Raw genomic sequence first — 15,589 nt, 5'->3', positions numbered from 1 at the left:
CCTATAACACAAGACTTACAAATTGATGTCAGCAATAAAAAATGACGTACCCATCGAAATTGACGGGTACGTCATTCTTCTATTCTGTAACAGAAACATTCATCTATATGTATTCCATAAATTCCAAGCGATTACCAAATGGATCATTCAAGTAAAACCGCTGGACTTTTTCATCCTTTCTCGCATCATCATCAATAACCTCTACGTTATGAATTAACAAATAGTCCCTGAATTCAGATAATTGACGCACAAGAAAAGCTGGATGTGCTTTGGTAGCTGGAGTGAAGTCCTTCTGAACTCCGATGTGCACTTGATGTGCTCCGCACTGAAACCACACACCCCCACGTTGTTTTAACATATCTGGTTTGTCGATTTCCTTCCATCCTAAAAGACCTGTGAAAAAATATCGTGCTTCCGCCTCACAACCTTCTGGTGCGGCTAACTGAACATGGTCAATCCCAGAAAATGAATAACTCATTTAAAAACCTCCCATTTCAATTTCACACAATGAAACTACGTTTCATAATTAATAATTTTACCAAGGAGAACCCAACTAGACCATCCTTATTTTCAAATTTCTTCGGTAAGAAAATAAAAAAAACAGAACCCCTCCTCTCATCCTGATTCGATGAAGGAAAGATTCTGCTTCTCCTATGTACGGAATACGGGCGGGACCCGATCCGTTGCTATCACTTGGGTACGATTAATCCTCTGAGCGAAATTTATCAGCCAGCTGACGAAGTGCTTCTCCGCGGTGACTGATCGCTTGCTTCTCCTCAATTGTTAGCTCTGCCATCGTTCTCTCGAATTCTGGAAGGTAGAAAAGAGGATCATAACCAAAGCCCTTACTTCCGGATGGCTGGGAAGTAATCCATCCATCTACCGTTCCTCTGGTCTCAATATGTTGCCCTGTTGCCGGATCATAAAGAGCAAGCACGCAGACGAACTGTGCAGGACTGAGCAGTGGCAGTTCTGTATCTTCACCAAGTCGTAGCTTCTCAAGCTCAGCCAAAAGCTTCAAATTGTTATCTTGATCTGTACCATGCTCACCTGCATACCGAGCAGAATACACACCAGGCGCCCCATCTAATGCCTCCACACATAGACCCGAATCATCACCAAGAACAGGCAAACCAATAGCATCCCCAATGGTCTTGGCTTTTTTTAGGGCATTCTCAGAAAAGGTCTCCCCATCTTCCACAACATCAGGAAGATTAGGGTAATCAAACATACTTACGACCTTTTTACCAAAAGGTGCGAAGGCATGGGAGAATTCCATAACCTTGCCTTTATTACGAGTTGCAACAATGATGATATCTCCTTGAAGCTCCATACGTTACGCCCCACTTCTCGTGCTGACTGTACCGATCTTTGCTGCAATAGGTCCAAGTACTTCTTGTTGACGAAGGATCAGCTCACGAATGCCTTTTTCACCAAGCTCCAGAATTTCATTGAGCTCATCACGAGAAAACGGGCTATCCTCTCCTGTTCCCTGAACCTCAACAAATTTCCCACTGCCTGTCATCACTAAATTCATATCCACTTTGGCCTTGGAATCCTCTTCATAATTCAGATCTAGAAGGGCCTGCCCACCAGCTACTCCAACACTTGTGGATGCCAAGTAGTCCGTAATGGGGAATACAGCTAGTTTATGTTGTTCTGCAATTTTATTCACTGCAATTGCCAATGCTACAAATGCACCTGTTATAGAGGTGGTCCGGGTACCGCCGTCCGCTTGAATGACATCACAATCCAGCGTAATCGTGCGCTCACCCAGCGCATGCAGATTCACAACAGACCTGAGCGCTCTACCAATCAGCCGCTGAATTTCCATCGTCCGGCCGCTGAGTTTACCTCGGTTCGCTTCCCGCTGATTACGGGATTGTGTCGCCCGTGGTAGCATGGAATATTCCGCTGTCACCCAGCCCTTTCCTTGTCCTTTCAGAAATGGAGGTACTTTCTCATCCACGGTAGCCGTAATCAGCACCTTGGTCTCTCCCATTTCGATGTACACGGAGCCTTCCGCATATTTATTCACATGGGTCGATAAATTCATCGGGCGAAGCTCGTCGCTCTTACGTCCGTTAGATCTCATGTTTTCTGCCTCCTACTTCTTATCGCGTCCTAATTAGCAACCCCTATTCTACCAAAGTGCTAACATAAAAGCACCCTCCCGCGAATTCCACCTCTTATATAGGAATCTCATTAATATACTCTGGACGACTGACCGGTTCGCTATAATTTCGTCCGTCATCTCCCTTAACTTCAGCCAAATCGTTCATGTGAATTTTCACCTTGGCATTATTCGAATTCTCCGCAACCGTAAGCACAACGGCTTGCAGCATCTCAGATGGGATCTGATCCCCCTGTTCGAACATATCTTCATTTAAAGAAACGGTAAGGGATCCATCTTCGTTCTTATTAATCTCTGCGACAGACGTTTCACTCGTCATAACTTGCTCCAGACCGTCACCATACTGCGGGCCGCGAATTAGTTCATTAAGTGCTGCGGTCACAGTATCCTGACCAGAAGCTACAAGACGCGTTACTGGAACGTAATACTGGATGCCCGAAGGAGATAAGCCAGAGAAATAGACCGTTACTGGGGAAGACTGTGAATACTGCGTATCCTCAGCTTTTTGGAGATTGATTCCCATCGTACGAGATAACGGCCGATCTAACGGGGTATGGTTAACAGGCATTTCATTTAATTTTGCACCATCCACCCACAATTGGATCTTGTCAATCCCTTCGTTTCCAGTCAACGTCCAGGTGAGAGCTTCTAAGATTTTGCGTTCATCCTGAACGTTATATTCACCAAAGGATTTATTAAACTCTACTACAGCAAGCTTATTTTCCTTATCAACCGTGACATTTTTGACCTCTGTTCCCGTAGGTAACACGCCTCGGAAGCCAACAGGAATGTAACCTGAGTAGGAACCACCTTGGATCATTACTTCCAGAGTGCTTTTAAGGGGGTCTTTTCCTTCTTCTTTGGGAATACCAAGAGTAACGGGTGCGAGCATTCCATGCTGATCAGACAAATAGACGGTGGTCTGGACACCGACCTGGCCTTGTAACGACTGATTGAGTGCCGAGTTCATCATCTGAGTCTCCGCTTGAGCTGGCGGCGGATCAATGGCCTCCGATTCCTTCCCACCGAATGGCCCACAGCCGGACAACATCAACGGAACAGCGAGAAGTCCGGCGGCTGAAAGTCCGCGAATCGTACGTTTACGTGTCATGTATTGTTCCTCCCTACTTTTTGTACAGGTTGTACTCTTATGTATACGAGCCCTTTTCCAAAACATGCCCCTTCTTTTTAGGTTTCTGGACAAAGTAATCATAGAAAAAGTACAATTTGGATGTATGGCTTCATTACAACCACTAAGAAAACGAGGTGAGATCATGGCCGACACACAGATACCTTATAGCTTAAATAGCAAAAAAGTCGCTGAAGCGACGAGAAGGTTACTACATGAACGTGGAGTGACGACGACTGAGATCGCTGAGCTTGTTATGGTGCTACAGAAGAAATACTACCCAGGCCTAACAATGGAAGAGTGCGTCAAAAACGTCGAGGCGGTGCTCAGTAAGCGAGAAGTTCAGAACGCCGTAATAACAGGCATCCAGCTGGATATGTTGGCGGAAGAAGGCAAACTCTTATCTCCGCTTCAGGATATGTTAGCCCATGACGAGGGCTTGTATGGTGTGGATGAAATTTTGGCGTTCTCCATTGTCAACGTATATGGCAGCATTGGATTTACGAACTATGGATATGTTGATAAATTAAAACCTGGCGTACTAGAACGGTTAAACGACAAATCAAGTGGAGTAATCAATACTTTTCTTGATGACATTGTTGGAGCTGTCGCAGCGGCAGCAAGCAGCCGAATCGCTCATCGCAAACAAGCAGAGCGAGAAATTGAGACGACCGGCACAACAGAAGCAGATAACAACTTATAAAATCACACAAACGGGGCCCTCATATAGAGGACCCCGTTATCTTTAAGCTTATTTTTATCATATATTATATGAGAGCCTATTAAGCCCCATTTCCTTTCAAGGAGGACACAGAATCACGATGTATAATAGATGCAGGCATATATACCGTTTCCTTAGGGAAATCACGATGCTTAATACTATGGAGCATTAGCTGTACCGCTCGGCGGCCCATCATTTCCTTCTCCACATTCACCGTAGTCAATCCCGGATCTGTATGATATGCGTCTTCGATATTATCAAACCCTGTGACGGAAATGTCATCTGGCACTTTAAGCTTTAGATCAGCTAAAGCCTTCATTGTACTGATGGCAAGTGAATCATTCGCACATATAAGCGCAGTAGGCAGTCCATCTTTATCCATAAACTCCTGCAGAATAGAACGAATCTCATCTGTATATTCAGCTTGGTCTTCTCCGTTCAGATGGCATAGCGGATCCTGCCGATCTACCGTCAGTCCATACTCTTCCATGGCATCTTTGTAGCCATTCCACCTGCTCATAAAGCTCTGCGAGAATGACATATTACCCACAAACCGAATATTTCGGTGATCCATGGATAGTAAATGTTGGCTCAATTGATACACACACTCACGATTGTTAGCAAACAATCGAATGGCTTCAATCAGTGGATTGCCTGAGTCAACAAGCACGATCGGGACCCGGAGTCTGCTGATCTCCTCGATTACTTGAGCCGAAATCTCACCCACTCCAATGAAACCTTGAATCGTGTCTTGATTCACAATGGATAAGAGGCTGTCCGCAGTCTGATCGGTTACAACAACTCCCCTCATATCAAGTGATTCGAGCTCCTCTGTTATCCCGCTAATGATACGCCCCCAATAAAGTGATTCTTTATATTGATAGCGGATATCTGGAAGAAGTACAACAATGGTCTGTACGACCTCTGTTGACTCCTCTGTCTCTTCCTCATTTACTTTTGCTGCACGTGGATTGAACCGATAACCCATCTTGATGGCCGCCTGACGGACTCGCTCTCTGGTTGCCGCATTCACCCCCTCCTTACCGGACAGAGATTTGGAGACGACATATTTCGAAACCCCAACCGCTTCGGCAATATGTTGCATCGTAACTTTATGACTCATGCTTGACTTCACCCGTTCATTAGCTAATTAGTTATTTAAAAGTTATTATAACATTTCTGCCTTTCTTTGAGCCATTCCACAAAAAAGGACCGTTACCACGTTGGTAACAGCCCTTATAACTTTTTTATCTTGCCTGGAGTAACAAATCCAACATCTCATATGCTATCTTTTGCGAAGGTGTTTCATCATGGTTCGATACAACGATTACCGCTGTTCCATGTGATGGAACCATGCATACATACGCACTAACACCCGTATATCCACCGCCATGCTCTAGGATAAGGAGATTCTCTTTCCGATTCGTTCCCCAGCCTAAAGCGTATCCTTCCCCTTCTTCTTCAAAATCCCATACCGTTTCGAACATCTCATGAAGTGCGTAGCTAGATAAGTAGGGATGCTCATTCATATAAGAAGACAAATAGCTCCCCAAATCATGAGCAGTAGAATATATAAATCCCATAGGAGCACCTAACTGGTTCACAAGAAAGGGGATTTCATATGCCATCATCGAAGAATCTGGTCTGGTTACATCACGAAAAACATTATCGTTACTCGTGTAATACGCTGCATGGTCTTCCGCTTGTTGTACCTTATGGGCGTACAATGTAGTTCTGTTTAACCCTAGCCCTCTAAACCACGTACTCTCCATAAATTCGTCCCACGAGCTGCCGCTAACCCGCTCAAACAGATCAGCTGCAATAATATAGGCGTCCGTGCAATAGCTCCAATTAGAACCCGGAGTATCTGATAAAGCTACGGAACGAAGATATCTCGTAATATCCTCCCGCGTGCGGATCCCTTCAATAATGGTATCCGTTACTCCACATTGTTCTTTCATCTTCTCAAAGTCTCTCAAATTAAAAGCAATTGGACTTACCAAGTCACCAATACCGAGGTCTCCGGCAAAACCTGCAGTATGTGATAATAGGTGCCTCACTGTAATTCGTTTACTCACTTCTTCATCGGTTGTTTGAAAATAAGGCAGATAGTGGACTATGGGCATATCAAGCTCAAGCAATCCTTCATCAACAAGCTTTAGCAGCGATGCTGCCGTAAAACTTTTGGATATGCTCATAATGCTTACGATTGTATCCGGTGTAAAAGGCTTCTCATCCGCGCCAAGACGCGCTTTTCCAAAACCCTTACTGTACACAACTTTGTTATCTTTAATCGCTACAACAGCTCCGCCAACGGGAAAATCGAGAGCATTTATATTAAAATCTAACTGTGGGTCCTGAGATTTTATCATCACTTCATTCTCCTCATTCGTTCGTCATACATTACCATTCTAGAAGGAGGCTATGAATCCTTTATTACTAAAGTGAGGCATAGTATAGAAAAAACAGCCGCCCATGAAGGGCAGCTGTTAATGGATAGGACTAGACATGTAGGGATGGTCGTACTGGCCGAATATCCCATATATTCGCCGCGTAACGGTTGATGGTGCAATCACTCGAGAAATGGCCAGCGTGAGCAATATTTACGATCGTCTTCGTTGCCCACTCAGGTGTATTCAAGTATACCTGATCGATAGTATCGTGTGTATTTGCGTAACTGTCGAAGTCTTTAAGGACAAAAAACTCGTCATTATGCTCCAAAATAGACTGATAGATTAGATTGAACTCTCGTTCGTGGCAACAAAAAGGTCCTGGCGACACCAACTGATCCATAACACGTTTGATTCGCGGATCTTTTTGATACACATCTTTTGCAATATACTCACCATTTTTGTAGTAGTTCAGTACTTCTTCCGACGTTAGACCGAACAGGAACATGTTGTCATCCCCAAGCATCTGATGCATCTCCACATTCGCACCATCCAGCGTACCTATCGTCAGCGCACCATTCATCATAAATTTCATGTTACCTGTACCAGAGGCTTCCTTACCTGCTGTAGAGATCTGTTCGCTTACGTCTGCTGCCGGGATAATCTTCTCCGCTAATGACACGGAATAGTTCTCCAAAAATAGCACCTTAAGCTTACTATTCACCTGAGGATCCTTGTTCACCGTATTTGCGACCACATTAATCAGCTTGATGATGCTCTTCGCCAAATAATAACCCGGCGCCGCTTTGGCAGCAAAAATAAATGTACGCGGTACTCGATCAACTGAAGGATGGTCCTTGATGTCATTATACAAATACATGACGTGTAAAATGTTCATCAGCTGTCTTTTGTAAGCGTGAAGCCGCTTTACCTGAACATCAAAGATTGAATCCGGATCTACCATCACGCCCTGCTTCTGTCTAATAAACTCTGCTAACCGCAGCTTGTTGCTGCGTTTAATCTTCATGATTTTCTCACGAAGTGCCGAATCTTCTTTAAATGTCTCCAAACCAAGCAGCTGATGCGGGCGCTTCATCCACCACGTCCCAATCGTCTCACTAATGACATTACTAAGCTCTGGATTGGCATGAATCAACCAGCGACGATGCGTAATACCGTTGGTTTTATTGTTAAAACGATCAGGAAACAGATCATAGAATGGCTTCATCACATTCGTCTTAAGCAGTTCCGTATGCAGCTCAGCCACACCATTCACACTGTAGCTGCCCACAATGGCCAGATGGGCCATCTTCACCTGATCACTCTCCACAATAGCAACCTTAGAAACCAGGTCCTGCCCGTCTGGAAAACGATCAAGCAGCATTCCACAGAAGCGCTTATTAATCTCCTCAATGATCATATACACTCTTGGTAAGAGCTCACGAACCATATTGACAGGCCACTTTTCAAGCGCCTCACTCAGCAATGTATGATTCGTATACGACACCGTTTGGGTCGTAATATCCCAAGCCTCATCCCATCCCAACCCCTTATCATCAACCAAAATTCGCATCAATTCTGGAATGACAAGTGTTGGATGCGTATCATTGATATGAATAGCTACTTTATTCGGTAGTTCACTGTAAGGAAGTTCTAATTTATCGAACGTCCTCAGCACACTTTGAAGCCCTGCAGAGCATAAGAAATACTGCTGTTTTAGCCGAAGAATCTTACCTTCATAGCCAGAATCATCGGGATATAAAAATTCAGAGATCGATTCAACCGAACGGTTATACTCTAAAAATTTATAATAGCTATTCTGAACCTCGAGACCCATTCTAGCAGGGTCCATAGCTGATTCTGCACTCCATAGTCGAAGTGTATTTACTTGCGAATCGCCATATCCGATGACAGGAACGTCATAAGGAACAGCCCATACTTTCTCATAGTTGACCGTATTAAACTGTGTCTTACCGTCCTTCTCAGCAACTTCTACCTGACCCCAAAAGCGTACTTCAACTCGCTTGTCGGCCCGCCGCTCTTCCCACACATTACTTTTCTGGAGCCAGTCATCAGGAAGTTCAACCTGATGACCGTCAATAATTTTTTGCTCAAACAGTCCAAATCTATACCGAATACCACAGCCATGACCAGCGTAGCCTAGCGATGCAAGTGAGTCTAGGAAGCATGCTGCAAGACGCCCTAATCCTCCATTACCAAGTCCTGCATCTGGCTCTTGTTCCTCGATCTCTTCTAGATTCCATCCGAGATCTGCAAGTCCTTCACGAACGGTCCGGAGCATGCCCAGATTCAGCAGGTTATTCCCGAGCAACCGACCGATCAGAAACTCCATGGAAAAATAGTATACCTGCTTCTCTTGCTGATCCATGTAGGAGCGGTTGGTTTCAGCCCATTCCCTACCTATGAATTCACGAATGAGCGTACCGAGTATTTTGTAAATATCTCCTGCCGTAGCTTCTTCAATGTCTTTTCCTAAACGACTCACCAACTGTTCTTTGAACGCAGATTTGAATAATTCTTTGTTGTTAAACAAAAGAAGTGTCCTCCTGACGCATAAAGTTTAGATCGCAGTATCTTTAGCAACCACAAAAGGCTTACGCACATCCCCCTGAAGCTTGCGACCTCTTGATATAATGACGTCTTTATCCAGAATTACATTTTCAAGCACAACGTTCTCTTCAATGATACATTTCTGCATAATTATTGAATTGTGAATTCTAGCCCCTTCTTTCACTTGTACCCCCCGGAACAAGATACTGTTCTCAACCGTTCCACCAATCTGACATCCATTGGCAACGAGTGAATTACTCACATCAGCGGTCTCTAAGTACTTAGCCGGCACCTCATATTTAATCTTGGTATGAACGGGATGCTCACGGAACAAGGAGTTATACTTCTCCGGTTTTAACAGATCGAGACTGTTGCGATAATAGCTCTCCAGTGAATTAATAACCGCATGATAGCCTTTATACTCATATCCGGCAATATTCAGCTTATTTCGGTTTTTCTGAATCGCGTCCCGAAAAATATGACTCTCACCATGCGCGATGCATTGATTCACCAGTCGAAGAAACAATTCTTTCTCCATGATGAACATTTCCATGTAAACGTTGGCATGATCCCGCTCACGGTGGATATCTGTTACCCTACCACTGTCATCCACATCGAGCCGAGTACAGGGCTGATGCTCCGGCTGAAGCTGGTCAACCTTCGTATAGATTAAGGTTACATCCGCCTTCTGTTCTAGGTGATATTCATAAGCCTTACCAAAATCAACATGACTTAAATGCTGACTCCCCGAGTACACGACATATTTAGCTGACCCGCGCTCGAAAAAGTCCAGATTATTATGAATATGCTGAAGTTCGCCTGTTGAAACATCGGATGGGTCATTCCAATCAGGCGGAAGAATAAACAGCCCTCCTCTTTTACGATCCAGATCCCAAGGGCGTCCTTCACCGAGATGGTCCATCAGCGATCGATATTTACGTCTTACAAACAATGCAATATCGAGTACACCCGCGTGCATCATATTGGACATCACAAAGTCGATCAAGCGGTATCTTGCTGCAAAAGGTACCGCTGCGCCGCAGCGAAAATACGTAAGTTCATTCAGTACATCAAGCTCATGATCCAAATTAATAACTCCCATGAGTTGCTTCATCGATCAAACACCGTCCTTTGTTCTCTTATAAAATAGCGGCTGGAGCTGATGTCTTGAACTTCGTTGCTGCTTCACTATCATTCGTGATTAACAATATATCGCTATCATTACTACTACTCTCACCGATGATAGTCCCATCTTCAATCACCATATTCTCCGTAATAATCGCACGGTGGATGCGTACATTACGACCAATCTTCACCTGTGGCATGATTACAGAATCTGTAATTACGCTTCCCTCTCCTACTTCCACACCATAAAAAAGAACGGAATGGTTCACTTCTCCATAAACAGAGCAGCCTTCATTGATCATACAATTTCGCACCTTCGCACCAGGCGCAATATACTCAGCAGGCTGATTCGGATTTCGTGTATAAATTCGCCAATCGGGATCGTTCAGATCTAATTCAGGATGCTCGGACAATAGATCCATGTTGGCCTCCCATAAGCTATTTATCGTTCCAACATCTTTCCAATAACCTTGAAACGGATACGCATAAAGTGTTTTTTCCTCCGCTAACATTAGCGGAATGATGTCTTTGCCAAAATCGTGACTTGTACTTGGATTCTCTACATTCTGAAGCAAATATTTTTTGAGTATATCCCATTTGAACAAATACACCCCCATGGAGGCTAAGGTGCTCTTCGGATGAGCTGGCTTCTCTTCAAATTCATAAATGCGGTAATCATCATGGGTATTCAGAATCCCAAAACGTGTAGCTTCATCTAGAGTTACATCAATGACCGATATGGTACAATCCGCGTTATTCTTCTTGTGGTAACTCAGCATCTGTTCATAATCCATCTTGTAGATGTGATCGCCTGATAGAATCAGCACATGCTCAGGATCGTACTGTTCGATGAACATCAAATTCCGGTAGATCGCATCAGCTGTGCCGCGATACCAACTCGTTCCATCCTCCCGCTCATGTGGCGGCAGTACATACACTCCCCCGGTTCGACGATCCATATCCCAATCACTACCTACACCAATATATGAATGCAGCACGAGCGGCTCATATTGAGTTAATACTCCAACCGTATCAATTCCTGAATTAGAACAGTTGCTTAATGGGAAATCAATAATTCGATATGTACCTCCAAAATAAACTGCCGGCTTTGCCAGTGTCTTGGTTAATTCTTTTAGACGTTTCCCCTGTCCTCCAGCAAGCAGCATAGCCACCACTTCTTTTCTCTTCATCGCGAGATCTCCTTTATTCATAATTAAGGATATTTTGGGTACTCCTGAAAATACGAATACACATCGAGGTAGGATAGATTGATAGATGTTAGAGGGAGAGTAAGTCCCATAATACATAAGTTCCGAACAATTACCTTACGTATCATTAAACGAGAAAAGAACTAGGAAATCTTTTTTGTGAAATATTTGTGTGAACGTGATGAGGGAAGTCAGATCTTAAGGTGAGGAGTGCTATAGATGTCCTATTCCACGGGCACGACCTAAGTCGCCGTTTAAGCCTGTGGAACAGGAATATGTAATAAGGAGAGCATTCATTCATTGCTTTGCTGAAGCTTATGTGATAAAAACTAAAAAGTTCGGTGTACGTTAATTATGCCTGAACTGGAATGAACAGAGCTGCTCCCACTTGAGACTCCTTGAGTTCCGCACGCTTCTGTCTGACAAGCTCGTCAAGGTGGGCCAGTGCTTCGCACATGGCAAAACGCATCTGATGAATACCGAGTTTGTCGCCGAAGAGGGCTACACAGACTTCAAAGGCGTTAAGTCCTCCGGCTGCAGATAGCATCCCGGAGATTGCAGTGAGCCGCTCCTCATGGTGAAGGAGAAGCGCGTCAATTCGTTCACGGAAATGCGTGAACGGGTGGCGGTGTCCGGGATATGCAGTCCGGACATGTAATTCCCGGAGGCGGCGCAGCCCATCCAAATACAGGTGCAGCGGCTGAGTATCGCTACCAGGCACTAGGCTGACATTTGGCGATATCTGCGGTAACACCGCATCACCGCACAGAATTACCCCGCTATCCGGATGGTAAAAGGAAAGATGCCCTGGAGCATGTCCAGCTGTCTGCACAGGAATCCAGACACGCCCCCCCATACTTATCTGCATTACCTCACTTAAATACGATACTTGAGGCTGCGGAGAGACTTGAGATATGAAGCTGTTTAGATGTTCTGGCATCTGAACTAGCCATGATTCCGGCATACCATGCATCGCGAAGAAAGCAGGGAGCTTATCATTCATATCAGAAGCATGGGCATCATCTCCCCACATCAGCTGGGCTTCCTTGTGAGCACGTTCAGACATCCATACCTTCGCGCCCGTCCGCTCCTGAAACCACCCTGCGAGACCATAATGGTCTGGATGATGATGTGTTATTACGATGGATGTAATCTCCTCATCCTGTATTTGAAGTGCTGCTAGAGCATCATTCCATTCCTGCTCAGTAGATTCGGTTCGTGGGCCTGGATCAATAAGCGTAATCCCCTGCTCGTCCCGTAATAGATAACTATTAACCCAGCGTAATGGTGAATCAAGAGTGATTTTAACTTGTATAAGACGATCCTCATGAAGTGGTGTAATTGTCGGGAGCTTCCCGAACATGCCTTGTTCCATAATCAATGCTCCATCGGGCGCCGACCGACAAATATCATTCGAGGAGACGTCTCAGGAATATATTGATCCTCATCGTAGCTTCCATGAACTTGGTCGATGCACAGCCCAGCTTCTTCCACCATCTCTTTGAATTCATCAAGGGTGTAGAGCTTTACGCGCTCTTGATAATGACGCGGTTCCCCACCGTAGACATCCGTGATTGTGATATCTTTTGTTACATAACCGTTCTCAATCTTACGTCTTTCAAGGATACGTTGTCCTTCAGATATACGGGAAGATTCAGGGACAAGATTCTGTGAAACATAAGCAGGATTTAAAAAGTCGATAATAAAGCGTCCATTTGGTTTTAGGACACGATAGATCTCTTGCAGCACCTTGATATGCTCCTTGTCCTTCTTAAAATAACCAAATGAAGTGAACAAGTTCAGTACTGCGTCGAACTCACTGCTCGGTAGCGGCAGCTGCCGCATATCGCCAGAAATCCAGGTAACTGCCTGCTCCTGATCCATCTCCTTCGCCTCTTCTAGAAGAACATCCGACAGATCTACACCTGTCACTTGATAGCCTTCTTCACTTAAGACAAGGGAATGACGGCCCATCCCACAACATAAATCTAGCACCCTTCCTTGAGCGGGCAGATGAAGCCATGAAGCCATCGTTTGCACTTCATGAACAGCACCCTGAATGTCTCGGTGTTTATACACGAGTAAGTAGTCTTCTCCAAAACTTTCTTCATACCATTCCGTCATCTGACTGATCCTCCTGACTGTCTTTTTTGCCACTTCCAATATTTAGAGGTTAACAACGATACAGGATAATTGTAACGTCTTTATCTCATTTCGCAAGGCAAACGACATTAGTTTCTACCTTATGCGATTCATTGCTAAGACATGCTCCAAGATTTGATATAGAGCGATCAAATCCTACAAAGTTCAAAGGCTTGGTTACTCCAAGCAAACGTAAGACCCTTGTTCAACGAATTAACCAGAGCAATGATAGTTTAAACTCGGAGCTCTTGAAATAGTTATGCTTCAAAAAAGACTTAATATGTAATAAAAGCATCGATAGCGGATCCACCACTACCGATGCTTGTATTATTGGTTTGCGATATATTTACTAATTAGCAAGGGAGGCTTCTCGAATACGTTCGAGCGCATCTGCTACAGACATACTCACCTTGGCGCCATCTGATCCCATAAACTCAACTTCACCCGATACGGCACCCCGGCCGACGATAATCCGAATCGGAGCCCCGAGCAGATCGCCATCTTTAAACTTCACTCCTGCTCGTTCGTCGCGATCATCTAACAATACCTCTAGTCGCATATCAGTCAGATCACGATACAACCGTTCTGCTAATGCGCTCTGCGATTCGTCCTTCACGGAAACAGGAATGATATGAACTTGAAACGGAGCGACGGATATCGGCCATACTAATCGCTCGCCTTCAATGCTCTGCTCGGCAATCGCCGCCATGACACGTGACACCCCAATGCCATAGCACCCCATAACGAACGGTTTCTCTCGACCATCGGCATCAACATACGTCGCACTGAGAGCGTCACTATACTTGGTTCCAAGCTTAAACACATGCCCAAGCTCGATGCCACGATGAAATAATAAAGACTCACCACAGCGTGGGCAGCGATCTCCTTCTGCCGCATTTCGGAAGTCACCCGTTTGTTCAAGCGAAAAGTCGATGCCTGGACGAACGCGCATCAAATGCATATCTACCTCATTCGCTCCCGTGATTCCTTCCAGCATAGACGCAACCTCATGATCAACAAGAAGTTGCAGTGGAAGTCCTACAGGTCCGGCAAATCCAGTTGGAGCACCTGTGGCACGCTGTACTTCACCAGCATCAGCTAATTCAACAGCTTCGGCTTGTAAATAGGACTTCACTTTAACCTCATTTACTTCACGATCACCTCGAACGAGCACCGCAATGAGCTTGTCATCTACCTTATATAGAAGTGTCTTTATCAGCTGATGTGAGCTCACTTGAAGGAACTCCACCAACTCTTGAATACTCTTCACATTCGGTGTAGCAATCTTCTCCATTGAGATCCCTTCGTCAGTTCCTGCGCTCGCTCTTCTATCTGCCTCATCGATAACCGCCATCTGTGCTTGCTCCAAATTGGCCGCATATTCACATGAGCTGCAAGATACGATGGTGTCCTCCCCGATTTCAGCCAAGGCCATAAATTCATGGGTCTCACCTTGTCCACCGATGGCACCAGCGTCAGCTTCCACCGCTTTGAAACGAAGACCGAATCGTTTAAAAATACGCTCGTACGTACTGTACATATTCCGGTAGGAATGATCCAGACCCTCCCAATCTGTATCAAAAGAATACGCGTCCTTCATAATAAACTCTCTTCCTCGAAGAAGACCAAATCTAGGACGTCTTTCATCTCGGTACTTCGTCTGGATCTGATACAGATTCACCGGCAATTTTCGGTAGGATGATACCTCTTGTCGAACAAGAGATGTAATTACCTCTTCATGTGTAGGTCCAAGTACAAATTCACGTTCATGACGATCATAAAGCCGAATTAGCTCAGGCCCATAAACATCATATCTACCGGATTCTTTCCATAACTCAGCGGGCTGAATAGCTGGCATATGAAGCTCCTGAGCACCAGAGGCATTCATTTCCTGGCGGATAATGTTTTCAATTTTACGAAGTACACGCCAACCTAGCGGTAAATAGGTATAAATACCAGCAGCAACCTGCCGAATATAACCACCTCGGAGCAGCTGCTGATGACTTAGTGCTTCCGCTTCAGCTGGAACCTCACGAAGGGTGGACATAAATAATTGACTTTGTTTCATGCTCTTCATTCTCCTTCTCATCCGTGAAAACAGCAAAAAACACACTCGTCATAAGGGACGAATGTGCTCGTGGTACCACCCTGTTTCAATCTTCCCCGGCT

Annotated in this window: 13 protein-coding genes; 1 reads left to right on the top strand and 12 read right to left on the bottom strand. The window is 44.9% G+C overall.

The features are described from left to right. Positions 1 to 103: 103 nt before the first annotated feature. From ACK8P5_RS06345 to ACK8P5_RS06330, 4 genes are all read right to left on the bottom strand, one after another. Positions 104 to 478, bottom strand: a complete 375-nt coding sequence (locus tag ACK8P5_RS06345) for a glyoxalase (protein ID WP_422660130.1) — start codon at positions 476 to 478, stop codon at positions 104 to 106. A 225-nt stretch (positions 479 to 703) separates the two neighbouring features. Beyond that, the gene (locus ACK8P5_RS06340; RefSeq protein ID WP_422660129.1) at positions 704 to 1,333 is read right to left on the bottom strand and encodes an XTP/dITP diphosphatase; all 630 of its coding nucleotides are present in this window, start codon (positions 1,331 to 1,333) and stop codon (positions 704 to 706) included. 3 nt (positions 1,334 to 1,336) lie between these two features. Continuing rightward, the gene (rph, locus tag ACK8P5_RS06335; protein WP_422660128.1) at positions 1,337 to 2,095 is read right to left on the bottom strand and encodes a ribonuclease PH; all 759 of its coding nucleotides are present in this window, start codon (positions 2,093 to 2,095) and stop codon (positions 1,337 to 1,339) included. 94 nt (positions 2,096 to 2,189) lie between these two features. Continuing rightward, positions 2,190 to 3,245 carry a GerMN domain-containing protein gene (locus ACK8P5_RS06330; RefSeq protein ID WP_422660127.1) on the bottom strand — a complete coding sequence of 352 codons (1,056 nt, stop codon included), beginning with the start codon at positions 3,243 to 3,245 and terminating at the stop codon, positions 2,190 to 2,192. A 163-nt stretch (positions 3,246 to 3,408) separates the two neighbouring features. Here ACK8P5_RS06330 and ACK8P5_RS06325 point away from each other — a divergent pair, with 163 nt between their 5' ends. Next, a complete protein-coding gene (locus ACK8P5_RS06325; protein ID WP_422661393.1) occupies positions 3,409 to 3,966 on the top strand; it encodes a phosphatidylglycerophosphatase A in 558 nt (185 codons plus the stop codon). Between the two features lie 79 nt (positions 3,967 to 4,045). Here the strand turns inward: ACK8P5_RS06325 and ACK8P5_RS06320 are convergent, their stop codons facing one another. The 8 genes from ACK8P5_RS06320 to ACK8P5_RS06285 form a co-directional block, all read right to left on the bottom strand. After that, complete coding sequence (locus ACK8P5_RS06320) at positions 4,046 to 5,107, bottom strand: LacI family DNA-binding transcriptional regulator (RefSeq protein ID WP_422660126.1); 1,062 nt, start codon at positions 5,105 to 5,107, stop codon at positions 4,046 to 4,048. Positions 5,108 to 5,231: 124 nt separating this feature from the next. Further along, entirely contained in the window at positions 5,232 to 6,356 is a 1,125-nt protein-coding gene (locus ACK8P5_RS06315; protein ID WP_422660125.1) for a serine hydrolase domain-containing protein, read from the bottom strand. Positions 6,357 to 6,486: 130 nt separating this feature from the next. After that, entirely contained in the window at positions 6,487 to 8,928 is a 2,442-nt protein-coding gene (locus ACK8P5_RS06310) for a glycogen/starch/alpha-glucan phosphorylase (protein ID WP_422660124.1), read from the bottom strand. 27 nt (positions 8,929 to 8,955) lie between these two features. Next, positions 8,956 to 10,059 (bottom strand): glucose-1-phosphate adenylyltransferase subunit GlgD, encoded by a 1,104-nt coding sequence (gene glgD / locus ACK8P5_RS06305; protein ID WP_422660123.1) that lies wholly within the window; start codon positions 10,057 to 10,059, stop codon positions 8,956 to 8,958. Positions 10,060 to 10,084: 25 nt separating this feature from the next. Then, on the bottom strand, positions 10,085 to 11,260 hold the full coding sequence (locus ACK8P5_RS06300; protein WP_422660122.1) for a glucose-1-phosphate adenylyltransferase: 1,176 nt from the start codon (positions 11,258 to 11,260) through the stop codon (positions 10,085 to 10,087). A 370-nt stretch (positions 11,261 to 11,630) separates the two neighbouring features. After that, positions 11,631 to 12,653, bottom strand: a complete 1,023-nt coding sequence (locus tag ACK8P5_RS06295) for an MBL fold metallo-hydrolase (RefSeq protein ID WP_422660121.1) — start codon at positions 12,651 to 12,653, stop codon at positions 11,631 to 11,633. A 2-nt stretch (positions 12,654 to 12,655) separates the two neighbouring features. Further along, the gene (locus ACK8P5_RS06290) at positions 12,656 to 13,402 is read right to left on the bottom strand and encodes a class I SAM-dependent methyltransferase (protein ID WP_422660120.1); all 747 of its coding nucleotides are present in this window, start codon (positions 13,400 to 13,402) and stop codon (positions 12,656 to 12,658) included. Positions 13,403 to 13,769: 367 nt separating this feature from the next. Continuing rightward, the gene (locus tag ACK8P5_RS06285; RefSeq protein ID WP_422660119.1) at positions 13,770 to 15,488 is read right to left on the bottom strand and encodes a proline--tRNA ligase; all 1,719 of its coding nucleotides are present in this window, start codon (positions 15,486 to 15,488) and stop codon (positions 13,770 to 13,772) included. Positions 15,489 to 15,589 lie beyond the last annotated feature (101 nt).

This window comes from Paenibacillus sp. EC2-1 (assembly GCF_049311625.1).
Classification (GTDB): Bacteria; Bacillota; Bacilli; order Paenibacillales; family Paenibacillaceae; genus Paenibacillus_AQ.
The sequence above is the reverse complement of the archived record's forward strand: the minus strand, read 5'-3'. Positions and strand labels throughout refer to the sequence as shown.